Raw genomic sequence first — 25,448 nt, 5'->3', positions numbered from 1 at the left:
GACGGCGGGTACCGCACTACGCTCGTCCCATGGCCTCCAACAGCTCCGAATCACGCGCGTCCGCCGAAGTACCCGCCCCCTACGGCACTGGCCCTGCGCAGCCGGCGCCCGCAGCAGAGCGGAAGCCGGCCAAGGTACGCATCCACCACCTGCAGCAGGCCAAGCGGGACGGAACACGGTTCGCGATGCTGACCGCCTACGAGCAGTACACGGCCGAAATTTTTGACGCCGCCGGGATCGAAGTCCTGCTGGTGGGCGACTCCGCCTCCAACAACGTCTTTGGGAACGAAACGTCTTTGCCCGTCACCGTTGACGAGCTCCTCCCCCTGTGCCGGGCGGTCGCGCGCACCGCCAAACGCGCCCTGGTGGTGGCGGACCTGCCTTTTGGCAGCTACGAGGTTTCAGTGGAGCAGGCGGTGGCCACCGGCGTGCGCTTCCTGAAAGAGGGCCTGGCCCAGGCGGTCAAGATCGAAGGCGGCGCCTACTACGCCCCCACTGTCCGGGCCATGGTCCAGGCCGGTGTTCCCGTGATGGCCCACATCGGTTTCACTCCGCAGAGCGAACATGCCCTGGGCGGCTACCGGGTCCAGGGCCGCGGCGACGATGCACAGCGCCTGATTGACGACGCCGTCGCTTTGGCCGGGGCGGGGGCGTTCTGTGTCCTCATGGAAATGGTCCCGGCCGAAACCGCGGCCGCCGTGGACGCCGCCGTCGACGTTCCCACCGTGGGCATCGGCGCGGGCAAGGAAACCACCGGCCAGGTGCTCGTCTGGCAGGACATGGCCGGACTCCGCGGCGGCCGGATGGCAAAGTTCGTTAAGCAGTACGCGGACCTGCGCAGCACGCTGCTCGAGGCGGCCACGGAGTACGGCAACGACGTCCGGACCGGGCAGTTCCCCGGCCCCGAGCACTCCTTCTAGGCGGCACCTGCTTCAGGGCGGGCACCTGCCCGTCAGTCGTCGTCGCCCTTTTCCCAGGACTCGTTGCGGGCGCGGACCTTTTCAATCGCGTGCTCGGCTTCTTCCCTCGTCTTGTAGGGTCCGATCAGCTGGCTCCAGTCGGAAAGCCTGTCCTCTTCGACCTCGTGGGTATTGACGTTGTACCAGTACTCAGGCATTGCTGCTCCCTCGGTTCGGCCGGCGCTTCCGGAACGTGATCCGCGTAACGTTGATTCTTACGGCGGCATGCCCGGCTTCGCGGTTGTTAGGCGTTCTGTGGTGCCTTATATGATCAATCTATGCCTTCCCTTGCCTCGACTGCACCCATCGGCACCCTCACCCCCGGTACCGTCAGCCCGCAGCGTCCCGTCCCGGCGTCCATCCCCCGCCCGGAGTACGTGGGCAAACCCGCCCCTGCCAAATTCACCGGCTCCGAAGTAAAATCCGCGGAGACCATCGAGAAGATCCGCATCGCGGGGAAGATCGCGGCGCAGGCCATCGTCGAGGTGGGAAAGCACATTGAGCCCGGCGTCACCACCGACCAACTGGACAAGGTGGGCCATGAGTTCCTCCTCGACCACAACGCCTACCCCTCCACGCTGGGCTACCGTGGCTTTCCCAAGTCCCTGTGCTCTTCCCTGAACGAGGTCATCTGCCACGGCATCCCGGACAGCACGGTGGTCCAGGACGGCGACATCATCAACATCGACATCACCGCCTTCATCAACGGCGTCCACGGCGACACCAACTACACCTTCCTGGTGGGCGACGTGGATGAAGATTCCCGGCTGCTGGTTAAACGGACGCAGGAATCCCTGAACAGGGCCATCAAAGCCGTTGCCCCGGGCCGCGAAATCAACGTCATTGGCCGCGCCATCCAGTCCTACGCCAAGCGCTTCGGCTACGGTGTGGTCCGGGACTTCACCGGGCACGGCGTGGGCGAGGCTTTCCACACCGGGCTGATCATCCCGCATTACGACGCCGCCCCGGCCTACAACACCGTCATCGAGGCCGGCATGGTCTTCACCATTGAACCGATGCTCACCCTGGGCACCGTGGAATGGGACATGTGGGCCGACGACTGGACCGTTGTCACCAAAGACCACAAGCGCACCGCCCAGTTCGAGCACACCCTCCTCGTCACCGAAAGCGGCGCCGAAATCCTCACCCTGCCGTAGCGCGCCGCCCTGCGGCCGCACCGGCCTGCGAGAGCTGCAAGCCGCCCGGCACCCTATTCCCTGCCCGTCCCCTGCCACGAACGGAAACCCATTGGCCAAGAAAGATGAGAAGTCTCACAAGAACGCCCCGCTGATCGGCATCGACATCGGAGGCACGGGAATCAAGGGCGGCATCGTCGACCTGAAAAAGGGCAAGCTCCTGGGCGACCGGTTCCGGGTTCCCACGCCGCAGCCGGCCACCCCCGAGGCCGTGGCCGAGGCCGTGGCACTGGTGGTGGCCGAGCTCTCAGCGCGTCCCGAGGCCCCTGAGGCCGGCTCGCCGGTCGGCGTGACCTTCCCCGGCATCATCCAGCACGGAGTGGTCCACTCCGCCGCGAATGTGGACAAGAGCTGGCTCGACACGGACATCGATGCCCTCCTCACCGCCCGGCTTGGCCGCCCGGTTGAGGTAATCAACGACGCCGATGCCGCCGGACTCGCGGAAGCCCGCTACGGCGCGGGCGAAGGCGTCAAGGGAACCGTCCTGGTCATCACGCTTGGCACCGGCATCGGCTCGGCCTTCATCTTCGACGGCAAGCTCGTCCCGAACGCCGAACTGGGCCACCTGGAGGTGGACGGTTTCGATGCAGAGACCAAGGCGTCCGCCGTGGCACGTGAGCGGGACGGGCTGTCCTGGGATGAATACAGCGTGCTGCTGCAGCGCTACTTCTCCCACGTTGAGTTCCTGTTCTCCCCCGAACTGTTCATTGTTGGCGGCGGCATCTCCAAGCGTGCCGACGAATACCTGCCCAATCTCAAGCTCCGCACCCCGATTGTCCCGGCGGTGCTCCGGAACGAAGCCGGGATTGTGGGCGCCGCTGTGGAGATAGCGCTGCAGCACAAGCTCACCAAGTAGGCCGCACCGCGAAGCCGGGCCCCTTACGGTTGACGCTGAACACCCCTTCCGGATCCGGGAGGGGTGTTCTGTGTTTTCGTGTTCAGAGCTTTTGGTGCACTGCATATTGATGATCCACAGGGCCGCCGCACTGGACGTTCATGGCTGGTGAGGCCGCGCCGAGCGGGTGAGGTACCGGCGGCAGCTGCGGCTTCCCCTCCGCAGCTGCCGCCGGAAGTCTTATAGGGAAGTCTTTTCCGGCTTTCGCGGCGTGACAGGACTTTCCGTGGCATCTTCCTTCGCCTCGTGGCGGAGCTGGGCGATGGCTGACTCAAAGTCCTCAAGGGATTCAAAGGCCTGGTAGACGCTTGCGAAGCGGAGGTAGGCGACCTCGTCCAGCTTCTGCAGCGGACCAAGAATGACCAGGCCCACCTCATGGGCGTCGATTTCCGCGGCGCCGGAAGCGCGGATCTGCTCTTCCACTTCCTGCGCCAGCATGGCGAGGTCGTCCTCACTCACAGGGCGCCCCTGGCAGGCCTTGCGGACGCCGTTGATGACCTTGCTGCGGCTGAAGGGCTCGCCCACACCGGACCGTTTGATGACCGACAGGCTGGTGGTTTCCACGGTGGTGAACCTGCGCCCGCACTCCGGGCACTGCCGGCGCCGGCGGATGGCGGACCCGTCGTCGGCCATCCGGCTGTCCACCACCCGGGAGTCGGGATTGCGGCAGAACGGACAGTACATGGCGTCCCTCTCTCGCAGGGTCCCTTTGGGGACTGTGGAATCGGCAGTCGGCAGGTGAAGACTATGGTGGCACAGGTTGGCGGCATTACTGCCGCAGCCTCCAGTTTACGGCGGCCCGCAGGTGAATAACAAGCGTGTTATTACTACATGTAGTGGACGCATCAACTACATGTAGTGCCAGAGCCCCTTTGGGGCTTAGCCGGCGGCACTCGGGAAACGTGCCGTGACCGCGTCACCGTGGGCGGGCAGGTCCTCCGCGCGCGACAGGTTCACGATGTGGCTGCTGACTTCGGCAAGGGCGTCCCGGCTGTAGTTCACCACCTGGATGGCCCGCAGGAACGTGGTGACGTTCAGGCCGGAGGAGAAGGCCGCGGTCCCGCTGGTGGGGAGCACGTGGTTGGAGCCGGCGCAGTAGTCGCCAAGGCTGACGGGGCTGTAGTCCCCCACGAAGATTGCCCCGGCGTTCCTGATCCGCGCCGCAACGGCGGACGCGTCCTTGGTCATGATCTCCAGGTGCTCGGCGGCATAGGCATCACAGGCCGCGATGCCCTGTTCCAGGCCGTCCACCAGCACCACGCCGGATTGCGGGCCGGACAGGGCCTCACGGACCCGGTCGGAGTGCCTGGTGGACGCGGCCTGCACGTCCAGCTCCGCGCGCACGGCAGCGGCGAGGTCCTCCGAATCCGTGATCAGGACTGACGCCGCCTGGGGGTCGTGTTCTGCCTGGCTGATCAGGTCGGCAGCAACCAGGGCAGGCTGCGCGGTGGAGTCAGCGAGGATGGCGATCTCGGTGGTGCCTGCCTCGGAATCGATGCCCACCACACCCTTCACCAGGCGCTTGGCAGTAGCGACGAAGATGTTGCCTGGCCCCGTCACCACGTCCACGGGCTCCAGGGCCGGGCCGGCCTCCGTCGCATCAACGCCGTAGGCGAAGGCGGCGATCGCCTGTGCGCCGCCAATGGCGTAGACCTCGGTGATTCCCAGCAGGGCGGCTGCAGCAAGGATGGTGGGGTGCGGCAGCCCGCCGAACTCCTTCTGCGGCGGCGACGCCAGGGCGATGGATTCCACGCCGGCGGCCAGTGCGGGCACCACGTTCATGATGACCGACGACGGGTAGACGGCCAGGCCGCCGGGCACGTAGAGACCCACCCGTGCCACCGGAACCCAGTTCTGGCTGACCAGGGCGCCGTCGCCGAGTTCGACGTCAACATTGCGGGGACGCTGGCCGTCGGCGAAGATGCGGGCACGCCGGATGGATTCCTCGAGCGCCTTCCGGACGGCGGGGTCCAGGTTGTCCAGGGCCGAGTCGAGGGCCTCCGCGGGCACCCGGGGGTGGGACTGCTCCACACCGTCGAACCGGAGCGCCAGCTCAGCCAGCGCCTCGAACCCCCTCGCGCGGACGGCGCCGATGATGTCGAGAACCTTCTCCTCGGCGTTGGCCACCGTCTGTCCCTGTGCGCGGGGGACTGCCGCGCGGAGCCCGGCGAGGGTCAGGTTGCGGCCCCGGACGTCCACCGTCCGGAAGTTCACGGCAGTGGCGGGGGTGGCGGGGAACTCCGATGAAATGGTCACCGGACTATTTTACGGGGCGCCGCGGCCGCTGCTGCCAGCGGCCTCCTCCAGCGGGTTCCCGGCGCCGGGCTTCCGGCCAAGCTGTTCCAGGAGCTCCAAGACAAATACGGAAATGGCGGTGGCTGCCGGCCACAGGAGCAGCACCGGCAGTGCGCGGAGGGAGAATGCCAGGCTTGCATTCAGGGACGTGTCCACCGGAGTGCCCCACAGCCGTCCGGCCAACATCCCTGCCTGCCAGGCCAGGAGGCTGCCAACCAGCGCTCCGGCCAGGCCCAGCACCAACGATGCCTCCGGCCGGGGGCGCCGGCGGTCGGCCAGGAACACCGCAAGAAGGCAGCCGGCAAGGACCATCAGCCCGGCGAGCGTAAGGTCCCGCGGCAGCCAGACGGAGGTGTTGGAGCCGGTAGCCAGCGCAGGGTCCCGGGTGATCAGGTTGAGGCCGCCCGGTGCCAGCAGCCACCACAGGATTCCGGCGGGAACGCCGGCAACCGCAGGAACGGCGAAGAGGGCCCACGGCAGGCGCGGCCGGTCCCGGCGGGGTATAAGTGTCATGCCACAAACCTTAACAAATGTTCCTGCCGGCAGACCGCCGCCCAGCCACGGGTTGTTGACCTCCCGCCTGTGTCGGAATGTTGCTCTCCGGGGGAAGGCGGACAATAGGGTTAGGGAACAAGCAACTGCCCATCCACCATTCAGGAGTTACGGGTGACCGACAACAGCGCGCCGTTCGAACGGACGTTCAGGGAAATGTTCCGGCGCCACGCGGCCGGGGTGGCCATCATCACGGTCAACTACCAGGACGAGCCCTACGGCTTCACGGCAACGTCAGTGGCTTCGCTGTCTGCCCAGCCGCCACGCTTCACCTTCAACATGGCCCGCAGTTCGCGTTCCTGGCCGGCTGTGGCCAACACCACGTATATCGGGGTCCACATGCTGGGGCTCGAAAACCAGCAGCTGGCCGCACGGTTTTCGGCCGCCGGAAACCGATTCGAGGGCGACCACTGGGCAACGGGGCCGCACGGGGTACCCGTGCTGAAGGACGTTGCGGGCTGGCTGATCGGCGAAGTGCAGATGCGCCTGTCCTTCGAAAACAACGCCGTGGTGGTGGTCCAGGTGGTCGACGGCCAGGTGGGCGGCGAAGGCACGCCCCTGCTGTACCACGCCGGGGGTTACGGCCAGCCTGTCCCCCTCGACTACGAAATCTAGCCCCGGCCAACACACCTCCCGCAGAAGGTCGGACGACGGCGGAAAGGCGGCTTCCGCCGTCGTGCTTCCCTTCGGGAAGATCACCTAGGCATCCAGGCAGGCCGGGCCCAGGAGGACTTTCAGGTCGCCGAACAGCGAGGGGCTCGGGTTGACCCGCAGGTGCACGGGCAGGCCCATGACCTCGGTGCGGGTGTCGCCCTGGAGGTGCAGCCGGACCTCGGAATTGCCCCGGTGGGTTCGGAGCACGTCGCCGAGTTCGGTCACCACAGCCTCGGTGGCCTTGTGCGTCGGCATGGTGATGACCACGGGGCCGTTCAGGCCTTCACTGAGGTCCGGGACGGACAGTTCCATGCAGTTCAGGGCGATGGCGCCGTCGTCGCGTTTCTGCAGGCGGCCCTTCACCACCACGATCAGGTCCTCGGCGAGCACTGACGCGATGGGTCCGTAGACCTGACCGAAGAACATAACCTCGATGGAACCACCCAGGTCCTCCACCTCGGCGCGTGCGTACGCGTTGCCGCTGGCCTTGGCAATCCTGCGGCTGAGCGAGGTGATCATGCCCGCGATGGTGAGGATGGCGCCGTCCTGCGGCCCGTCTTCACCCAGGATGGTGGTGATGCTCATTTCCGCGTGCTGGCTCAGGACCCCTTCCAGGCCCTGGAGCGGGTGGTCCGAGACGTAAAGCCCCAGCATGTCGCGCTCGAACGAGAGCTTGTCCTTCTTCTCCCACTCAGGCAGGTCCGGGATCTCGATGCTCAACGACGCTTCGGACTCGGCCTCCTCGAAGCCCGCGAAGAGGTCGAACTGGCCGATCGCCTCGTTGCGCTTCAGCGTGATCACGGAGTCGATGGCTTCTTCGTGGATCATGGCCAGCGCGCGGCGGTGGTGGCCCAGGGAGTCGAAGGCGCCGGACTTGATCAGCGACTCGATGGTCCGTTTGTTGCAGACCACCGCCGGTACCTTCATCAGGTAGTCCTTGAAGGACGTGTAAGCGCCCTCGCTCTCGCGGGCGGCAACCATGGCTTCCACCGCGTTGACGCCGACGTTGCGGATTGCGCCCATGCCGAAGCGGATGTCCGTGCCCACAGGGGTGAAGTTCAGGGCCGATTCGTTGACGTCCGGTGGCAGGACGGTGATGCCCATGCGACGGCACTCGTTGAGGTAGATGGCCGACTTGTCCTTGTCGTCACCCACCGACGTCAGCAGTGCAGCCATGTATTCGGGTGCGTAGTGCGCCTTCAGGTAGGCGGTCCAGTAGGAAATAACGCCGTAGGCGGCGGAGTGGGCCTTGTTGAACGCGTAGTCCGAGAACGGGAGCAGGATGTCCCAGAGGGTCTTCACGGCCGCCATGGAGTAGCCGTTGTCCTGCATGCCCTGGGAGAAGCCGGCGAACTGCTTGTCCAGTTCCGATTTCTTCTTCTTGCCCATGGCGCGGCGGAGGATGTCTGCCTGGCCCAGCGAGTAGCCGGCCAGCTTCTGCGCCACGGCCATAACCTGCTCCTGGTACACGATCAGGCCGTAAGTCCCGCCGAGGATCTCCTTGAGGGGTTCCTCCAGTTCGGGGTGGATAGGGATGACTTCCTGGATGCCGTTCTTACGGAGCGCGTAATCGGTGTGGGCGTTGGCGCCCATGGGACCGGGCCGGTAGAGCGCAAGGACAGCGGAAATGTCTTCGAAGTTGTCAGGCTTCATCAGCTTGAGCAGGGACCGCATGGGTCCGCCGTCGAGCTGGAACACGCCCAGGGTGTCGCCGCGGGCCAGGAGCTCGTAGGACGGCGCGTCGTCGAGCTCCAGGTTCTCGAGGTCCAGGTCGATGCCGCGGTTCATCTTGATGTTCTCGAGGGCGTCGGAAATGATCGTCAGGTTCCGCAGGCCCAGGAAGTCCATCTTGATCAGGCCCAGGCCCTCGGACGTGGGGTAGTCGAACTGGGTGATCACCTGGCCGTCCTGGAAGCGGCGCATGATGGGGATGACGTCGATGATGGGGTCCGAGGACATGATGACGCCGGCGGCGTGCACACCCCACTGGCGTTTCAGGCCCTCGATGCCCAGGGCCGTCTCGAAGACCTTGGCGGCCTCCGGATCCGTGCTGACAAGCTGCCGGAAGTCCCCTGCTTCGCTGTACCTTTTTGATTCCGGATTCTGGATGTCTGCCAGCGGAATGTCCTTGGCCATGACGGCCGGGGGCAGGGCCTTGGTGAGCTGCTCCCCCATGCTGAACGGGTAGCCCAGCACGCGCGAGGAGTCCTTGAGCGCCTGCTTGGTCTTGATGGTGCCGTAGGTCACGATCATGGCCACGCGCTCGTCGCCGTATTTGCGCGTCACGTAGTCGATGACTTCGGAGCGGCGCCGGTCATCGAAGTCGACGTCGAAGTCGGGCATGGAAACGCGGTCCGGGTTGAGGAAGCGTTCGAAGATCAGGCCGTGCCGCAACGGATCGAGGTCCGTAATTCGCATGGCGTAGGCCACCATGGAACCGGCACCGGAGCCACGGCCGGGGCCGACGCGGATGCCGTTGTTCTTGGCCCAGTTGATGAAGTCCGCCACCACGAGGAAGTAGCCGGGGAAGCCCATCGAGGTGATGACGCCGAGCTCGTAGTCCGCCTGCTTGCGGACCTCGTCCGGGATGCCCTTGGGGTACCGGTACTGCAGGCCCAGGTCCACTTCCTTGACCAGCCAGGAGGTTTCGTCCTCACCCGGCGGGCAGGGGAACCGCGGCATGAAGTTGGCGTTCGTGTTGAACGACACTTCGCACCGCTCGGCGATGAGCAGCGTGTTGTCGCAGGCCTCGGGGTGGTCGCGGAAGAGCTCGCGCATTTCCTGCGGGGACTTCAGGTAGTAGCCGCTGCCGGAGAACGCGAACCGGGAGCCGCCGTTGTCATAGGTGGGCTCCAGCAGGGTCGAACCGGACTGGATGGCCAGCAGCGCCTCGTGCGCCTTCGCGTCGTGCTCGTGCGTGTAGTGGAGGTCGTTGGTGGCCACCAGCGGCAGGTTCAGTTCCTTGGCCAGGCGCAGCAGGTCACCGGTGACGCGACGCTCGATGTCCAGGCCATGGTCCATCAGTTCGCAGAAGTAGTTCTCGGCACCGAAAATGTCCCGGAACTCCGCTGCGGCTTCCACGGCTTCGCGGTACTGGCCAAGTCGCAGCCGGGTCTGGACCTCGCCGGAGGGGCAGCCGGTGGTGGCGATCAGGCCCTCGGAGTAGGTGTTGAGCAGTTCCCGGTCAAGCCGCGGCCACTTTCCGAAGACGGAGTCCAGGGAGGCGATGGAGGATGCGCGGAACAGGTTCCGCATGCCCACGTTGTTGTAGCTCAGGAGCGTCATGTGGGTATACGAACCGCCACCGGAGATGTCGTCCTTGCGCTGGTTTTCCTCGCCCCAGCGGACGCGGGTCTTGTCCCCGCGGGCGGTTCCGGGCGTCACATAGGCTTCGACGCCGATGATCGGTTTGATGCCCTTTGCCTGGGCTTTCTGCCAGAAGTCGAACGCACCGAACAGGTAGCCGTGGTCCGTAGTGGCAAGCGCCGGCATGCCCAGCCGTTCGGTTTCGTCGAACAGCTCCCCCAGCCGGGCGGCTCCATCCAGCATGGAATATTCGGTGTGGGTGTGCAGGTGGACAAACGAATCATTGCTGGAAGTCACCGGACTATTCTATGCGCTGCCCGGTTACGGCCCTGCCAGGAAGATGCCGCTCAGGCCTGTCCCGAGGCGAGCACGTCGAGGGCGAAGGCCAGGTCCTGCGGATAGTCGCTGGTCACGCGCACCCGCTCACCCGTCACCGGGTGGTCGAAGCCGAGTTCCCGGGCATGGAGCCACTGCCGCGTGAGCCCAAGGGTTGCAGCCAGGCGCGGATCCGCGCCGTAGGTGAGGTCGCCCGCGCAGGGATGGCGGAGTGCGGAGAAATGGACGCGGATCTGGTGCGTGCGGCCGGTCTCGAGGTGCACTTCCACAAGGGACGCCTTGCCAAAGGCTTCCAGCACCTCATAGTGGGTCACGGATTGCCGGCCCTCTTCCGTCACGGCAAACCGCCAGTCGTGCCCCGGGTGGCGGCCGATGGGGGCATCGATGGTTCCGGTCAGGGGATCCGGCAGGCCCTGGACCACGGCGTGGTATACCTTGTCCACCGTGCGCTCCTTGAACGCACGCTTGAGGGCTGTGTAGGCCCTCTCGGACTTGGCCACCACCATCACGCCGGACGTCCCGACGTCGAGCCGGTGGACAATCCCGGCCCGTTCCGGCGAACCGGACGTGGAGATGCGGTAGCCGGCACCGGCCAGGCCACCCACCACGGTGGGCCCCACCCAGCCCGGAGAAGGGTGCGCGGCAACCCCCACCGGTTTATCGACGACGACGAAATCGTCGTCGTCCAGCAGGATCTTCAGGCCTTCCACAATTTCCTCCACGACTTCCAGCGGATCGCGCCGCTCCGGAATGGTGACCTCCAGCGTGTCGCCGGCCGCCAGTTTCGCTGACTTGCCAAGGGCTTTGCCCCGGCTGAGCACGTGCCCTTCCGCGATCAGGGCGGCGGCTGCTGAGCGTGAAATGCCCATAATGGCTGCAAGCCCTGCATCTGCCCGGGTGCCGCCGTATTCCTCCGTGACGATGATCTGCTCAGGCATCGGCGTCCGTGCCCTTTCGCTGGGCATGCACCCGGGTTCCATCCAGGGAAATGCCGCGAAGAGTCAGGATGCAGATGATGGCCACGGCAGAGACCACCGCGGAATCGGCGATGTTGAAGATGGCGAAGTTGGGCAGCTGGATGAAGTCCACCACATGGCCCATGCCGAACGAGGGTTCGCGGAAGAGCCGGTCCGTGAGGTTGCCGAGCGCCCCGCCCAGCAGCAGGCCCAGCGCAAGGGCCCACCAGACAGACCCCAGCTTCCGGACCTGGAAGAGGATGGCGACAGCGACGGCGGCCATGATGATGGAAAACACCCACGTGACGTTCTCGCCGATGGAGAAGGCTGCGCCGGAGTTTCGGATGAAGTACCAATGCAGGAGCGGCGGCAGGACCGGGATGCGTTCGCCCTCCACCATGGAGGACGTCACCCACATCTTGGTCAGCTGGTCGAAGACGTAGGCAAATACTGCGAATCCGGCGAAGAAGGACAGCAGCACCCCGCGTCGTGGGCGGGGTGACGGCGGGACAGGGCGTGCAGCGCCGGCGGCAAGTTCGTCAGTCATGGTGCTTTCATTCGTAAAACCGGGGTCAATGCCAAAAGCCGGTGGCCGAGGAATCCTCAGCCACCGGCTTTCAGAATACGTGCTGTGCGTGCTAGTTGGCTTCGCTGACTTCCGGCGTCGCCACGGAGCCGCGGGCATCCAGATCGCGCAGCTGGCCTTCGATGTAGGCCTTCAGGCGTGAGCGGTAGTCGCGCTCGAAGCCGCGGAGCTGCTCCACCTTGCGTTCCAGGACGGAGCGCTGCTGCTCGAGTGCGCCAAGGATCTTGCGGGACTTTTCCTGGGCGTCGTTGACGAGGCTGCTGGCTTCGATCTGCGCCTCGGCGATGATCTTGTCCTTCTGCGACTGGCCGTCAGCGACGTGGCGATCGTGCATCTGCTGCGCCATGGCCAGCAGGCCGGCAGCGGATTCAGCGGAGGGGGTGGACGTGGAGGCCGCTGCAGCAGCAGGGGCTGCGGCGACGGGAGCGGCCGGCTGGACGTCCTTCTTCTTCGCCTCGGCAGCCTTGGCATCAGCTTCGGCCTTCTCGCGGGCTTCGTCCTTGTCAGCCTTGACGGGCGCGGGAACCTTCTCCACCACGGGGGCGGCAGCGGCGGTTGCCGGAACGCTGGAACCAGCCTCGGCGAGCTTCTTGCGGAGCTCGTCGTTCTCCTGGTTCAGGCGGCGAAGTTCAACGACGATCTCGTCCAGGAAGTCATCAACTTCGTCCTGGTCGTAGCCCTCGCGGAACTTGGTCGGCTGAAAGCGCTTGTTGACAACGTCTTCTGGCGTCAAAGCCATCTGGTCACCTCACTGGTCTGGTTAGTCAGTAGGCCTTCCGGCCGTCAAAACTACGGTACCTAAATTTGGTCTGCTATCTCTAATTCAACACTGGAGTGTCAAACTCGAGTTTCCCTGCTTCACACTAGCCGGTCCCGGTGGCACCGACCTGCGTTGCATGGGTGTAAATCTCTGAATCAGGCGAAGCTTCTGGTGATTCCCATCGCAATGCTGACCGCGATGAAGAGGATCAGGAATCCAAGGTCCAGCGAGATGCCGCCCAAACGCAGCGGCGGGATCAGCCGGCGAAGCACTTTCAGGGGCGGGTCCGTGATGGAGTACACAGCGTGCGCCACCACCAGGGCAACGCCGCGCGGCCGCCATTCCCGGGCGAACATCTGCACCCAGTCGAATACCAGGCGGATGATCAGGGCAACAAAAAACAGCAGGAGCGCGAGATAGACAAGTCCGAAAACAATTCCCATGCCTTAACTCATATCTCCATGTTCAAGAAAGCCGGTGCCGCGGTGGCGCCGATGTGTTGTTCCTATTTCAGCACAGATGCCAGACAGGTGTCCCTGCCTGGCATCCGTTCAACGTTTGCGGGTCAGCTCTGGTTGAAGAAGCTGGCCTGGGTGTCGCTTGCCTTCTTGTCGTCGCCAATGACCTCAACGTAGGACGGCGACAGGAGGAACACCTTGTTGGTGACCCGTTCGATGCTGCCGCGCAGGCCGAACACCAGCCCGGCGGAGAAGTCCACCAACCGCTTGGCATCCGACTCACCCATGTCGGTGACGTTCATGATCACCGGAATGCCGTCCCGGAAGCTCTCACCGATGAGTTTGGCATCGTTGTAGGAGCGGGGATGGATAGTGGTGATCTGGCGGAGGCCTGAGGTCTCTTCGCGGCTGGAGGCCGCACGCTTGATGGGGGTCACTGGGGCGCGGTATTCCTCTTCGGGGGTGTAGGACGTTTCACGGCTGACCTCGCGGACGGGTGCAGGTGCACGGCGTTCCTCGCGGTCTGCTTCCATTGTTTCGTCCTCATCCTTACGTGTGTTCAGTTGCTCGGACTCGTAATGCTCATCGCCGTCGGCGAGCCCAAGATAGATCATTGTCTTGCGCAGAGCGCCGGCCATGGTCGACTCCTAATCGTGTCCCGTAAGCGGGCCGCCCAATGACTTGACAGCACTGGAGTCCCCCGCCCAACTTCCAACAGTCCCGACGCTACCGCACGGCCGGACGCGATCCGAGAATATCGGAACCGATCCGCAGGTGTGTCGCCCCAAATTTGATGGCAGATTCGAGGTCCTGGCTCATACCGGCCGAAATGCCGGATGCCGCCGGGTGGGCCTGCACCAGCCGTTCCGAGACCCCGGCGAGCTTCTCGAAGGCCGGTTCGGGCGCGGCACCGAGCGGGGCCACCGCCATGACACCGGCCAGGCGCAACCCTTCCGCAGCGGCGATCCGATCGGCCAGCGCCGCAACGTCGGCGGGCAACGCGCCTCCCCGGTGCGCCCCGGCGTCGTCCTCAAGGCTGACCTGGATGAAGCAGTCCAGTGGCGCCCGCCCTGTGGCGTCCTGTTCGTTGAGCACCGCTTTGGCAAGCGCATCAACGAGCTGGGGCCGGTCCACCGAGTGGACAGCGGCTGCATAGCGCACCACGGACTTTGCCTTCTTGGTCTGCAGTTGGCCGACGAAATGCCAGGCCAGGCCGGCCTCAGCCAGCTCGGCCGCCTTGGCCGCGGCCTCCTGGTCCCTGTTCTCGCCGACGTCGGTGACACCCAGGGCGGCGAGGCGGCGGATGTCATCTGCCGGATGGAACTTGGTGATCACGATCAGCCTGGGCGGCTGGCCTTCGCGCCCGGCCGACCCGACTGCCCTCGCGATACGCTCACGTACGGCCTCCAGCCGCCCGGCAAGTTCGCGGAGGCGGGGATCACCAGTTGTTGAGGCGTCATTCATGGGACCACACCAACCCTGCAAAGCGGCCGGTGTGGCGGTCACGGCGATAGGAGTACAGTGACTGCGCCTCGAGGGTGCAGGGCCCGCTGTATTCAACAGTCACACCGGCGTTTTCCAGCTGGCTCCGCGCACCGGCCGGCAGGTCGAGGCCGGGAGTGCCCCAGGAGGTTGTGCTCCGGGTGGCAGGCACTGCGGCAACTACTTCCTCCTGCATGGCACCGGGGACTTCGTAGCAGCGTCCGCAAATCGAGGGCCCGAGCCAGGCCCGGATGCCGGTGGCCCCCAACGAGGCCATATGCTCCAGTGTCGCGGGGATGACTCCGCTGGCAAGGCCGGGACGGCCGGCGTGGGCCACCGCCAGGACGGGCCCATCGGTTGACAGGCCGGCCAGTATCACGGGGATGCAGTCTGCCACCATCACGGCCAGCGGAGTGCCGCGTGACACCATCGCGTCCGCCTCGGGAGCGGGACTGACGGCATCCATCAGCACCACGTCTGTTCCGTGGACCTGGTTCATGAACCGGAGGCTGCCGGCGCTGACGCCGATCTCCTGTTCGAGCCGTGCCCGGCGTTGCCGAACCGCTTCGGGATCGTCTCCGACGTGGAGCGCCAGGTTGCCGGCGTCGCTGTTCGTAAAAGCGGCCGACACCCCCGGAAGGATGCCGGCCCGCCAGTGGAACAAGCCGCTGCCTACTTCAGGAAGTCGGGGACATCCAGGTCGTCCTGGTGGTTGCCGGTAAGGTCCGGCTCCACTACGGACGGCAGGTCCACGTCGAAACCGGAATCTGCGGGGACCGCAGTGGGGCGCTGCTGGCCCCAGTTGCTCAGGCCGGCCGCGCCGACGCCTGCGTGGACCGGCTGGACGTTGGACTGGTAGCTGCCGCCCTGGGTGTTGCCGGCGGACGGCGCCTGCGACGGCGCAGGTGCTGCGGGCCGTTGCGGCGCAGCCTGTGCCTGCGGCTGGGACTGGTCCATGGAGGGCGAGGTGGCCTTGACGTCGTCGAAGCCTGCTGCGATGACGGTGACCCTCGCCTCGTCGCCGAGGGCGTCATCGATCACGGCACCGAAGATGATGTTCGCTTCGGGGTGGGCAACTTCCTGGACCAGGCGCGCGGCTTCGTTGATCTCGAACAGGCCGAGGTCCGAGCCGCCCTGGATGGACAGCAGCACACCGTGGGCGCCGTCGATGGAGGCCTCCAGCAGCGGCGAAGCGATGGCAAGCTCGGCGGCCTTCACGGCGCGGTCTTCGCCACGGGCGGAGCCGATGCCCATGAGCGCGGAGCCGGCACCCTGCATGACCGACTTGACGTCGGCGAAGTCGAGGTTGATCAGGCCCGGGGTGGTGATGAGGTCGGTGATGCCCTGGACGCCGGACAGCAGCACCTGGTCGGCTGAACGGAAGGCATCGAGGACCGAGACGTTTCGGTCGCTGATGGAAAGAAGGCGATCGTTGGGGATCACGATCAGGGTGTCCACTTCGTCGCGCAGCGCGTCGATGCCGGATTCGGCGGAGCCCGCGCGGCGGCGGCCTTCGAATGTGAAGGGACGGGTAACAACACCAATGGTCAGGGCGCCAAGGGAGCGCGCAATGCGGGCGACGACGGGCGCGCCGCCGGTGCCGGTTCCGCCGCCTTCGCCGGCGGTCACGAAGACCATGTCGGCTCCGCGCAGCACTTCCTCGATTTCGTCGGCGTGGTCCTCGGCGGCCTGCTTGCCCACCTCCGGGTTGGCGCCGGCCCCAAGGCCGCGGGTCAGTTCCCGGCCTACATCGAGCTTGACGTCGGCGTCGCTCATCAGCAGTGCCTGGGCGTCGGTGTTGATGGCGATGAATTCAACACCTCGGAGGCCGACCTCGATCATGCGGTTGACTGCGTTCACGCCACCGCCGCCGATGCCGACGACTTTGATGACGGCCAAGTAATTCTGCGGAGCTGCCACGTTACGTGTCCCTTGTTCGTGTCTTATTGCGAAAAACTGATGGTGAGCTTGAAGCCTGTAACCTTAACCTTCCAGTTGAAGGTTATAGTTATGTCAAGTAACTCATGTCTGTGACGGTATTTCCTCTGGTTCCCACATTCAATAACCGGGTCCGCGTGTCGGATTAATACCGGGAAAGAAAGCGGCTCACCGTGTCACCGGATGCCGCGGAACGCTGACGTCGTAGACCTGTACGGGGTTCTTCGGATCCGCCGGAACCTTCAGCAGCGCAGCCAGCACCTTGGCTTTGAGTTCCTTCTCCGAGGCGTTGCCCCACACGATGGTCTGGCCGTCCACCAGCTTGAGCTCCACCGCGTCAACGGACTTGGCGGAAGCGTTCGACAACTTCGCCAGGACATCCGCGGGAAGGGCGCCCAGCACAGCAGCGGTGGCCTTGAACAGGTCCTGTCCAATGGCACCGGCACCGCCGTCGATCAGCGGCAGGGATACGGACGCCGGGTCCGCGGTGGTGGCCAGCTGCACGCCGTCCACGTCCACCAACTGGTACTGCTCCCCCTGCTTGACAAGGGCCACGGGCACCCGCTCGTGCACGGTGACAGCAAGCCCGGAGGGCGGCCTGGCCTCGGCAGACACGGACTTGACCTGGACCAGTGGCTCGAGGAGCCGGATGACGTCGTCGTCGCCGATCTGCGGGAGGGGCTTCCCCTGCAGCGGTTCGAGCGCCGCCTGAACCTGCGCAGGCGTCAGCAGTGACGTGCCGGACACGGTAATGGTGCGCAGCGCAAGCACCGGCGAGTACACGGCAGCGGCCAGAAGGGCAGCCACCAGTGCACACACAGTGCACAGCACCAGAAGCAACCTCCGCCTGCGCCGCTTTCCCCTGGGTTCCGGGAAGGCGAGGACGTTGGCGGCCGGGCCGGAATCAGCTGCGGGCGCTTTCCTGCCGCCTGTCCCGCTGGTGCGGGCGGCGGCCTTCTCCGACGTCTGGACCGGCACGTTCCGCGACGCCGAAATCACCTCGTCCGCGTCCGGGGAGCCGGCGGGATCCGTCTGGCTCCGCCCGCCGGTTACCGGGCCCTTACGGCCGGTCGGGGTGTAGGTGGGACGGCGCGTGCTAGCCACCCAGGGCCTCCACAATCCGCGGACCGTATCCGGTCACGTCGCCGGCGCCGGCGGTCAGCACGATGTCCCCGTCCGCGGCCGCGTCCGCGACGGCGGCCACGGCCTCTTCTGCGCTCACCAGGCGTCCCCGGCCGGCCATATGGTCGGCAATGAGCTTGCTGGTGACGCCGGGGATGGGGTCCTCGCGGGCAGGGTAGATGTCCAGGACCAGCGCGGTATCTGCCAACTCCAAAGCCTCGGCGAACTCGCGGGCAAATTCCCGGGTGCGGGAGAACAGGTGCGGCTGGAACAGCACGTGCACCTTGTGCTCCCCCGCGACTGAGCGCGCGGCGGTCAGGGCAGCGCGGACCTCGGTGGGATGGTGGGCGTAGTCGTCGAACACCCGCACGCCGCGGGCTTCGCCCTTCAGTTCGAACCGTCGGGACGCGCCGGCGAAGGAGGCCAGTGCTGACGCGGCAGCGCCGGGTGCAACCCCAAGTTCAAGTGCCACGGCGAACGCGGCCGCCGCGTTCAGCGCATTGTGCCGGCCGGGTACCTGCAGCGCGAGGTCGAACCGCCCTTCCGCGGTGGATACCGCAACCCTGCCGGGGCCGTCGTCGTGAAGCTTCAGGTCGGCGTCGCCGGCGGTGCCATACAGCAGGACGCGGGTGTTGCCCGCCTGGCGGGTGCGCTCGGCCAATGCCCGTGCGCCGGGGTCGTCGGCGCAGGCCACAAGGAGTCCGCCGGCGGGCAGCAGGGCGGCGAACTTGTCGAACGACTCGTACACGGCTTCGGCTGTGCCGTAGTGGTCCAGGTGGTCGGCTTCGACGTTGGTCACCACGGCGATCTGCGGCCGGTAGTTCAAGAACGAACCATCCGATTCGTCGGCCTCCGCCACAAAGATCCCTGACGTGCCGTGCGCGGCATTAACCCCCAGGGAAGGGACGTTGGCGCCGATGGCAAAAGATGGGTCCAGGCCGGCGCCCTGAAGTAGAACCGTGACCATGGACGTGGTGGTGGACTTGCCGTGGGTGCCGGCAACGGTCACCACCGTGTCCTCCCCCATCGTGGCAGCCAGCGCTTCGGAGCGGTGCAGCACGGGGAGCCCGGCCTGCCGGGCCGCGGACAGCTCTGGATTGTCCGCCCTGATCGCCGACCCCGCCACAACGGTCTGGGCATCGCCCAGGTTGCCTGGCCCGTAACCGACGGCGATCCTGGCACCCTTTGCTGCGAGGTCGCGCATGACGGGAAGGTCCTTGGCATCGGATCCGCTGACGGGGACGCCGCGCGCCACCATGATCCGGGCGACGGCGGACATGCCGACTCCGCCCACCCCGATGAAGTGGACCCGGCCCAGGGATGCCAGGGAGCCCTGGGATTCGCTGCCGGAAAGGTCGTGGTTGCTCATGCGGACACCGCTTCCAGGATGAGGGCAGCCATCCGCCGGTCGGCGTCACGGACACCTAGCCGGTAGGAGTTGGCTTCCATGGTGGCCAGCCGTGCCTTGTCGGTGACCAGCGGGACGAGCTCCTTGGCCAGCCATTCGTCGGTAAAGTCGCGGTCCTGGACCAGCAGGGCGCCGCCGGCGGCCACCAGGCCGGCGGCGTTCAGGGCCTGTTCCCCGTTCCCGATCGGCAACGGCACCAGGACGGCCGGCACGCCAACAGCGGCCACCTCGCAGACGGTCGCAGCGCCGGAGCGGGCCAGCAGCACGTCTGCCGCAGAGTAGACCAGTTCCATCCCGTCCACGTATTCCACCTGGCGGTAGCCCGGCGCTGCCAGCGGCTGGCCGGCTCCGTCCAGGACCGACTTGCCGCGCCCGGTGATGTGCAGGGTTTGGATCCCCGCGGCAGCCAGCTGCCCCACGGACGCTGCGATGGTGCGGTTAATGCTTTGGGCACCGGAGGATCCACCGGTGACGATGAGGGTGGGCTGCTGGGGATCAAGTCCGAGGGCCTCCCGGGCGGCGGTCCGCGCGGCGTTCCGGTCCAGGCCCGAGATTTCTGTCCGCATGGGCATGCCGACATGCACCGCGTGCCGCAGCGGCGTCCCTTCGAAAGCGACGGCCACCCGCGAAGTCATGCGTGCGCCCACCCTGTTGGCGAGCCCGGGGCGGGCGTTCGCCTCGTGGAGGACGATGGGGATCCGCCGCTTCCGGGCCGCGAGGTACATCGGCGTGCATACGTACCCACCCACACCCACCAACACGTCGGCGCCAGCCCGGTCCAGGATGTCTCCGGCCTGGCGGACTGCGCCGGCGAGCCTGGCAGGAAGCCGCAACAGGTCGGCCGACGGTTTGCGCGGGAACGGCACCCGGTCGATCGTCGCCAGTTCAACCCCTGCCGCCGGGACGAGGCGGGTTTCCATCCCGGACGGTGTGCCGACGGCGAGGATGGCGGCGCCCGGCGAAGCGGTCTTTACGGCCGCGGCGATGGCAAGGAGGGGACTGATATGGCCGGCTGTGCCGCCGCCGGCCAGGACGATGGAAGGGTTCTTCGGGTTCATGTGGGATCAGGCACGCTTTCTAGCAGTCTTCTTGTTCCGGGGGGCGTTCTCCCGCCCCGTGGCCTTGAACTTCAGCATCCGTTTGGGACGGATGGCAGGCGCCATCTGTTCCCTGGCCAGGGAAAGCACCACGCCAATGGCGCAGAGGGACATCAGCAGCGCGGAGCCGCCATAGGAGATGAAGGGCAGGGGTACGCCGATCACGGGCATAAGGCCGGTCACCACGGACATGTTCACGGTGGCCTGGCCCAGGAGCCACACCATGATGGTGCCCGCCAGGACGCGGTGGAAGGTGTCTTCCTGGGCCACCACCACGCGGTAGATGGCCGCGCCGAGGATCGCGAAAAGGATGAGTACGACGACGGTGCCCACCAGGCCCAGTTCCTCGCCGATGATGGCGAAGATGAAGTCGTTGTGGGCTTCGGGGATCCAGCTGTACTTCTGCCGGCTTTGTCCCAGCCCCACGCCGAACCAGCCGCCCGAAGCCAGCCCATAGAGACCGTTGGTGGCCTGGTAGTTGGCGTCGATGCCGTCGGCGCAGGACTCGCCCGTCCACCAGGAGGTGATGCGGCACATGCGGTTGGAGCTGGTGATGGCCATGACTGCCGCGCCGGCGGCGCCCAGCAGCCCCGCGATGCCGAAGAAGTACACGGGTACGCCCGCGAAGAACAGCGCCGCGGCGGCAATCATCATAATGATCATGGCAGTGCCGAGGTCGTTGCCGATCAGCACCAGGCCGATGACGATGACGGCCACCGGGATGGCCGGGACAAAGACGTGCTGCCAGCGCCGCAGCAGTTTGGCCTTCATGGCCAGCACTGTGGCCATCCAGAGTGCCAGGGCGAGCTTTGACGCCTCGGAGGGCTGGAAGGTGATGCCGCCGAGGTCGATCCAGTTCTTGTTGCCGTTGACTTCCGCGCCCACCACCTGCACCAGGGCCAGCAGGACCATGGCGGCGATAATTGCGGGCCAGGCGAGGCGCTTGAGCCAGACCACGTTGATCCGGGACAGGACGAACATGGTGAAGATGCCGATGCCCGCGAACATGCCCTGCTTCAGGGCGTCACCATAGGGCGATTTTCCTGCGGCAATGGACTCTACGCTGGAGGCCGACAGGACCATCATGATCCCGATCGCCGTCAGCGCCAGGGTGGAGCCGAGGATGAGGTAATACGTGGAGCCGTTACGGGACGTTCCGTTGCCCTCGAGGGCTGACCAGAAACTGCGGTAGGCCTTTTTGAGCCGGACCGTAACAGGTGCCGGGCGCTGCGCCTTCGTAGCTGTGGAGCCGGTGCCGGCCGGACGGCCTGGCCGCCCGGCTGGTTGCCGGCGCGTGGGCGTGCTGACCATTTTTACTCCTCGCCGGTCTTGGCCTGCCCTTCCACCAGCCCGCGGACAGCTTCGATGAATGTGTTGCCGCGGTGTGCGTAGGAAGAGAACTGATCCATGGAAGCAGCTGCCGGAGCCATCAGCACAGTATCGCCGGAGCCGGCCAGCTGGGCTGCTGTCGCAACGGCCAGGGACATGACCTGTTCCCCGGCAAGGGGGGAACGGGTACCGGTGGCACCTTCCGCTGCAGCAGTCTGCATCTCTTCAGTGTCACCCGGCGCCGCCGCGATCACGGGGACATCCGGCGCGTGTCGCTGGAGGGCACCGGCAAGTTCGGAGGAGTCGGTTCCGATCAGTACCACGGCCTTGAGGCGGTGGGCCTGCTCGCGGACCAGGTCGTCGTAGGTGACGCCCTTGGAGAGGCCGCCGGCAATCCAGACGACGTTGGTGAAAGCCGCCAGTGAGGCTGCGGCAGCGTGGGGGTTGGTGGCCTTGGAATCGTTGACCCACAGCACGCCTTCGTGGCGGGCTACCGGCTGGATGCGGTGGTCGCCGGGAACGTAGTCCCGGATCCCCTGGCGGACGGCTGCGGCGTCGACTCCGTAGGCGCGGACCAGTCCGGCGGCGGCAAGCGCGTTGGCCACCATGTGCCGGGGAGCGATCGGACCGAGGTCGGCCATGGCGGCGAGCTCCGCGGCGCTGTCCCGCCGCTCTTCGATGAAGGCGCGGTCCACCAGGAGGCCCTCCACAACTCCCAGCATGCTGACCGCGGGAGTGACGGTGGTGAAGCCGATGGCGCGGCACCCTTCCACGACGTCGGCGTTCTCCACCATGCGTTCGGTTTCGAACTGCTCGGCATTGTAGATGCAGGCCTTTTGGGTCTGTTCGTAGACCTTGGCCTTGTCCGCCAGGTAGGAGTCGTAGGAGCCGTGCCAGTCCACGTGGTCTTCGGCAACGTTGAGGCACACGCTGGCCAGCGGCGACAGGGATTCCGCCCAGTGCAACTGGAAGCTGGAGAGTTCGACGGCGAAGACGTCGTATTCGACGGGTTCCCGGATCGCGTCAAGGATCGGCTTCCCCACGTTGCCCACCGCGATGGCCTTCAGCCCTGCGGCCCGCAGCATGGATTCGGTGAGGCCCACAGTGGTTGTCTTGCCGTTGGTGCCGGTGATGGCGAGCCAGTCGGCGGTCTTGCGTCCCTCGCGCTGGCGGACCCGCCAGGCAAGTTCGACGTCGCCCCAGACCGGGATGTGTGCGCGGGCCGCTGCTGCCAGCAGGGCCTGGTCCGGACGCCACCCCGGCGAGGTGACGATCAGTTCCGGCAGTTCACCGTCGATCCGTGGAATGCGGGTAACAGCTTCTTCGCCGAGAAGGACATCGGCGGCGCCGACGATTTTCAGGGTGTCGGCCGAAGCCTTGGCGGTGTCGCTGGTGGCGGCGTCGACCACCACTACCCGGGCGCCCAGTTCGATCAGGGTGTCCGCGGCGGCAAAGCCGGAGACACCGATGCCGGTGACTGCCACGCGCAGCCCGGACCAGTCTGAGTCCCAGGTAACGAGGTTTTCCAGGCGGGGGGAAACGGTCACAGCAGCACAACCCATTCAGCGTAGAAGATACCCAGCCCAACGGCGACGAAGAGGCCGCCGAGGATCCAGAACCTGACCACCACTGTGACTTCTGCCCAGCCCTTGAGTTCGAAGTGGTGCTGCAGGGGAGCCATCTTGAAGACACGTTTGCCGCCGGTGGCCTTGAAGTAGCCCACCTGGATGATGACGGAGAGGGTGATGAGGACGAAGAGTCCGCCAATGATGCCCAGCAGCAGTTCGGTGCGCGAGAGGATCGCGAACCCGGCGATGGCACCGCCGATCGCCAGGGAACCGGTGTCGCCCATGAAGATCTTGGCCGGCGAAGTGTTCCACCAGAGGAAGCCCACCAGGGCTGCGCTCATGATGGCCGCCAGCAGGGCGAGGTCCAGGGGGTCGCGGACGGAGTAGCAGCCGCTGCCGGCTTCCCGCGGCGAACCGCAGGCCTGGTTGCTCTGCCAGATCCCCATCAGGGTGTAGGCGCCGAAGACCATGACGGAGGCGCCGGCCGCCAGCCCGTCAAGGCCGTCAGTGAGGTTGACGCCGTTGGTGGCGGCGGTGACGATCAGGTTGGACCAGACCACAAAGAGGATCGCCCCGAGGACGGTTCCACCGAAGGCGAGGTCGAGCCACGGCAGGTCACGGACCAGCGAGATCTTGGTGGAGGCGGGCGCAAGCCCGGATTCGTCCGGAAAGTTCAGTGCCAGTACGGCGAAGATGACGCCGACGGCGGCCTGCAGGATCAGTTTCGCCTTGGCGTCCAGGCCCAGGCTTCGCTGTCGCGAGATTTTGATGAAGTCGTCGAGGAACCCGACGAGGCCCATGCCCACCATGAGGAACAGCAGGATCAGGGCGGAGGCGGACGGCCCCGGGGAATCCGGGTTCATCAGGAACATGATGAGGTGCGTGAGCCCGTAGCTGAGCAGTACGGCGGCCACCACCACGGTGCCGCCCATGGTGGGCGTTCCGCGCTTGGTGTGGTGGGACGTGGGTCCGTCATCGCGGATGAACTGGCCGTAGCCGCGGCGGACCAGCAGCCTGATGAACAGCGGGGTTCCGACGAGGGCGCAGAGCAGGGCCAGCCCGGCGCCGATCAAAAGTGCAATCACAGCTGTGTGCTCCTTTCATCGGCGTTCAGGGGGGTTTGTGGGGGTAATGCTATCCGATCGCCCAGATGGCGCAGGCCCACGCTGTTGGAGGACTTGAAGAGGACCAGATCGCCCGGCTCGAGCTCGGTACTGAGGAGCTCGTAGGCCTCGTCAGGGGTTTCGGCGAACAGGCATTCGTCACCCCAGGAGCCTTCCTGGACGGCTGAGACATAGAGGGCCCGCGCTTCCCGGCCCACCACCACCAGCCTGGAGATGTTGAGCCGGACCACCTGCGTGCCCACGGCGGTGTGCTCCCGGATGGAGTCGTCGCCGAGTTCAAGCATCGCCCCAAGCACCGCCCAGGTCCGCCTGCCGCGCCCAAGATCGGCGAGCGTGCGCAACGCCGCCCGCATGGATTCGGGATTGGCGTTGTAGGCATCGTTGATCACCGTGACGCCGTCCGCACGTTCGGTGCGTTCCATCCGCCAGCGGCTTGCCGCGCTTTGGTTGCTCAAGCCGGCGGCGATGTCTGCGCCGGCCATGCCGGCGGCGAAGGCCGCAGCCGCCGCGGCGAGCAGGTTGCCGGTGTGGTGCGACCCGATGAGCTTGCTGGCCACATGGTGCGGGCCGTCGCCGCCGGGCAGCTGGAGATCGAATTCCGGGTTGCCTTGTTCGTTGGTGTCGGCGCCGAGGGCCTGCACGGCGGCTCCGTCGCGTCCTTCGGCGCTGAAGCCGAGCACGGTGGCCGTGGTGCGGCTGCGCATGGCGGCCACCCTGTCGTCGTCGAGGTTGATGATCGCGGTCCCGCCGGCGGAAAGGCCTTCGACCATCTCCCCCTTGGCGAGGGCGATGTTCGCCACTCCCCCGAATTCGCCGGCGTGGGCGGTTCCGACCGCGAGAACCACTCCGATGTCCGGCTTCACCATGTCCGCGAGGTACCGGATGTGGCCGATCCCCGTTGCGCCCATTTCGATCACGAGATAGCGCGTGCCCTCGTCCGCCAGGAAGACGGTCAGAGGGACGCCCACCTCGCCGTTGTAGGAGCCTTTCGGTGCCACCGTTGCCCCCTGGGAGGCAAACAGCCCCGCCAGCAGGTCCTTGGTGGTGGTCTTGCCGGCTGAGCCGGTGATGCCGACGACGGTGAGTTCCTGGCCGGCCGCGGCGCGGGCGGCACGGATGCGCCGTACGGACTCCGCGGCCAATGCACCCATGGCGAGGACGGCGTCATCCACCAGTACCGATGGGTAGGAACTGCCGTCAGGCCTGGCCGCCGGGCGCTCCACGAGCGCCAGGACGGCACCGGATTCGAACGCTGCGGCGATGAAGTCGTGCCCGTCTGCGTGTTCTCCGGGCTTGGCGACGTACAGCGAACCCGGTGTGGCTTCGCGGGAGTCCGTCACTACCGATGTAGGCGTAATTCCGGGATCGGCGTCCAGGCGCCCCTTGGTGATGTCGGCAATTTCGGCCGCAGTAAAAGCAATCATCTC

24 protein-coding genes are annotated in these 25,448 nt (G+C 66.2%); 4 read left to right on the top strand and 20 right to left on the bottom strand.

Annotation, left to right across the window (positions count from 1 at the left end; translation table 11 throughout):
• Positions 1–29: 29 nt before the first annotated feature.
• Complete coding sequence (gene panB / locus BLT71_RS09450; protein WP_091719526.1) at positions 30–920, top strand: 3-methyl-2-oxobutanoate hydroxymethyltransferase; 891 nt, start codon at positions 30–32, stop codon at positions 918–920.
• A gap of 32 nt (positions 921–952) precedes the next feature.
• On the opposite strand, the gene BLT71_RS20365 is transcribed toward panB, so the two are convergent.
• Positions 953–1,117: an SPOR domain-containing protein gene (locus BLT71_RS20365; RefSeq protein WP_157693445.1), complete on the bottom strand. Its 165-nt coding sequence runs from the start codon at positions 1,115–1,117 to the stop codon at positions 953–955.
• 120 nt (positions 1,118–1,237) lie between these two features.
• Between BLT71_RS20365 and map the strand changes: the two genes are divergently transcribed.
• Complete coding sequence (map, locus tag BLT71_RS09445; protein ID WP_091719524.1) at positions 1,238–2,116, top strand: type I methionyl aminopeptidase; 879 nt, start codon at positions 1,238–1,240, stop codon at positions 2,114–2,116.
• A 91-nt stretch (positions 2,117–2,207) separates the two neighbouring features.
• Positions 2,208–3,011 (top strand): polyphosphate--glucose phosphotransferase, encoded by an 804-nt coding sequence (gene ppgK, locus BLT71_RS09440; protein ID WP_091719522.1) that lies wholly within the window; start codon positions 2,208–2,210, stop codon positions 3,009–3,011.
• Between the two features lie 219 nt (positions 3,012–3,230).
• On the opposite strand, the gene nrdR is transcribed toward ppgK, so the two are convergent.
• The 3 genes from nrdR to BLT71_RS09425 all read right to left on the bottom strand — a co-directional run bounded on the left by nrdR (position 3,231) and on the right by BLT71_RS09425 (position 5,858).
• Positions 3,231–3,734 carry a transcriptional regulator NrdR gene (gene nrdR, locus BLT71_RS09435; protein WP_091719520.1) on the bottom strand — a complete coding sequence of 168 codons (504 nt, stop codon included), beginning with the start codon at positions 3,732–3,734 and terminating at the stop codon, positions 3,231–3,233.
• A gap of 195 nt (positions 3,735–3,929) precedes the next feature.
• Positions 3,930–5,306, bottom strand: a complete 1,377-nt coding sequence (gene hisD, locus BLT71_RS09430) for a histidinol dehydrogenase (protein WP_091719518.1) — start codon at positions 5,304–5,306, stop codon at positions 3,930–3,932.
• Between the two features lie 9 nt (positions 5,307–5,315).
• Positions 5,316–5,858 carry a hypothetical protein gene (locus tag BLT71_RS09425; RefSeq protein ID WP_091719516.1) on the bottom strand — a complete coding sequence of 181 codons (543 nt, stop codon included), beginning with the start codon at positions 5,856–5,858 and terminating at the stop codon, positions 5,316–5,318.
• Positions 5,859–6,011: 153 nt separating this feature from the next.
• On the opposite strand from BLT71_RS09425, the gene BLT71_RS09420 reads away from it, so the two are divergent.
• Entirely contained in the window at positions 6,012–6,512 is a 501-nt protein-coding gene (locus BLT71_RS09420; protein WP_091719514.1) for a flavin reductase family protein, read from the top strand.
• A gap of 84 nt (positions 6,513–6,596) precedes the next feature.
• On the opposite strand, the gene dnaE is transcribed toward BLT71_RS09420, so the two are convergent.
• The 16 genes from dnaE to BLT71_RS09340 form a co-directional block, all read right to left on the bottom strand.
• On the bottom strand, positions 6,597–10,154 hold the full coding sequence (gene dnaE, locus BLT71_RS09415; protein WP_091719512.1) for a DNA polymerase III subunit alpha: 3,558 nt from the start codon (positions 10,152–10,154) through the stop codon (positions 6,597–6,599).
• A 50-nt stretch (positions 10,155–10,204) separates the two neighbouring features.
• Positions 10,205–11,131 (bottom strand): RluA family pseudouridine synthase, encoded by a 927-nt coding sequence (locus BLT71_RS09410; RefSeq protein ID WP_091719510.1) that lies wholly within the window; start codon positions 11,129–11,131, stop codon positions 10,205–10,207.
• Entirely contained in the window at positions 11,124–11,696 is a 573-nt protein-coding gene (gene lspA, locus BLT71_RS09405; RefSeq protein WP_091719508.1) for a signal peptidase II, read from the bottom strand. The genes BLT71_RS09410 and lspA overlap by 8 nt, the downstream gene beginning before the upstream one ends.
• A 91-nt stretch (positions 11,697–11,787) precedes the next feature.
• Positions 11,788–12,474 carry a DivIVA domain-containing protein gene (locus tag BLT71_RS09400; protein ID WP_091719505.1) on the bottom strand — a complete coding sequence of 229 codons (687 nt, stop codon included), beginning with the start codon at positions 12,472–12,474 and terminating at the stop codon, positions 11,788–11,790.
• 176 nt (positions 12,475–12,650) lie between these two features.
• A complete protein-coding gene (locus tag BLT71_RS09395) occupies positions 12,651–12,938 on the bottom strand; it encodes a YggT family protein (RefSeq protein ID WP_056077522.1) in 288 nt (95 codons plus the stop codon).
• Between the two features lie 122 nt (positions 12,939–13,060).
• The gene (locus BLT71_RS09390) at positions 13,061–13,591 is read right to left on the bottom strand and encodes a cell division protein SepF (RefSeq protein ID WP_015936785.1); all 531 of its coding nucleotides are present in this window, start codon (positions 13,589–13,591) and stop codon (positions 13,061–13,063) included.
• 88 nt (positions 13,592–13,679) lie between these two features.
• The gene (locus tag BLT71_RS09385; RefSeq protein WP_091719503.1) at positions 13,680–14,417 is read right to left on the bottom strand and encodes a YggS family pyridoxal phosphate-dependent enzyme; all 738 of its coding nucleotides are present in this window, start codon (positions 14,415–14,417) and stop codon (positions 13,680–13,682) included.
• Positions 14,410–15,099 carry a polyphenol oxidase family protein gene (locus BLT71_RS09380; RefSeq protein ID WP_091719501.1) on the bottom strand — a complete coding sequence of 230 codons (690 nt, stop codon included), beginning with the start codon at positions 15,097–15,099 and terminating at the stop codon, positions 14,410–14,412. Before BLT71_RS09380 ends, BLT71_RS09385 begins: the two co-directional genes overlap by 8 nt.
• 8 nt (positions 15,100–15,107) lie before the next feature.
• Positions 15,108–16,355 (bottom strand): cell division protein FtsZ, encoded by a 1,248-nt coding sequence (gene ftsZ / locus BLT71_RS09375; protein ID WP_091719499.1) that lies wholly within the window; start codon positions 16,353–16,355, stop codon positions 15,108–15,110.
• A gap of 186 nt (positions 16,356–16,541) precedes the next feature.
• Positions 16,542–17,477: a cell division protein FtsQ/DivIB gene (locus BLT71_RS09370; protein WP_091719497.1), complete on the bottom strand. Its 936-nt coding sequence runs from the start codon at positions 17,475–17,477 to the stop codon at positions 16,542–16,544.
• Positions 17,470–18,864, bottom strand: a complete 1,395-nt coding sequence (gene murC, locus BLT71_RS09365) for a UDP-N-acetylmuramate--L-alanine ligase (protein ID WP_091719494.1) — start codon at positions 18,862–18,864, stop codon at positions 17,470–17,472. Before murC ends, BLT71_RS09370 begins: the two co-directional genes overlap by 8 nt.
• On the bottom strand, positions 18,861–19,961 hold the full coding sequence (gene murG, locus BLT71_RS09360) for an undecaprenyldiphospho-muramoylpentapeptide beta-N-acetylglucosaminyltransferase (protein ID WP_091719492.1): 1,101 nt from the start codon (positions 19,959–19,961) through the stop codon (positions 18,861–18,863). The genes murC and murG overlap by 4 nt, the downstream gene beginning before the upstream one ends.
• 6 nt (positions 19,962–19,967) lie before the next feature.
• The gene (gene ftsW, locus BLT71_RS09355; RefSeq protein WP_091719490.1) at positions 19,968–21,311 is read right to left on the bottom strand and encodes a putative lipid II flippase FtsW; all 1,344 of its coding nucleotides are present in this window, start codon (positions 21,309–21,311) and stop codon (positions 19,968–19,970) included.
• A 2-nt stretch (positions 21,312–21,313) separates the two neighbouring features.
• Entirely contained in the window at positions 21,314–22,891 is a 1,578-nt protein-coding gene (murD, locus tag BLT71_RS09350; RefSeq protein WP_172829944.1) for a UDP-N-acetylmuramoyl-L-alanine--D-glutamate ligase, read from the bottom strand.
• Entirely contained in the window at positions 22,873–23,982 is a 1,110-nt protein-coding gene (gene mraY / locus BLT71_RS09345; protein WP_056077552.1) for a phospho-N-acetylmuramoyl-pentapeptide-transferase, read from the bottom strand. The genes murD and mraY overlap by 19 nt, the downstream gene beginning before the upstream one ends.
• Positions 23,979–25,445 (bottom strand): UDP-N-acetylmuramoyl-tripeptide--D-alanyl-D-alanine ligase, encoded by a 1,467-nt coding sequence (locus BLT71_RS09340; RefSeq protein WP_091719486.1) that lies wholly within the window; start codon positions 25,443–25,445, stop codon positions 23,979–23,981. Before BLT71_RS09340 ends, mraY begins: the two co-directional genes overlap by 4 nt.
• Between the last annotated feature and the right edge of the window lie 3 nt (positions 25,446–25,448).

This window comes from Pseudarthrobacter equi, from assembly GCF_900105535.1.
In the GTDB taxonomy this organism is placed as follows: Bacteria; Actinomycetota; Actinomycetes; order Actinomycetales; family Micrococcaceae; genus Arthrobacter; species Arthrobacter equi.
The sequence above is the reverse complement of the archived record's forward strand: the minus strand, read 5'-3'. Positions and strand labels throughout refer to the sequence as shown.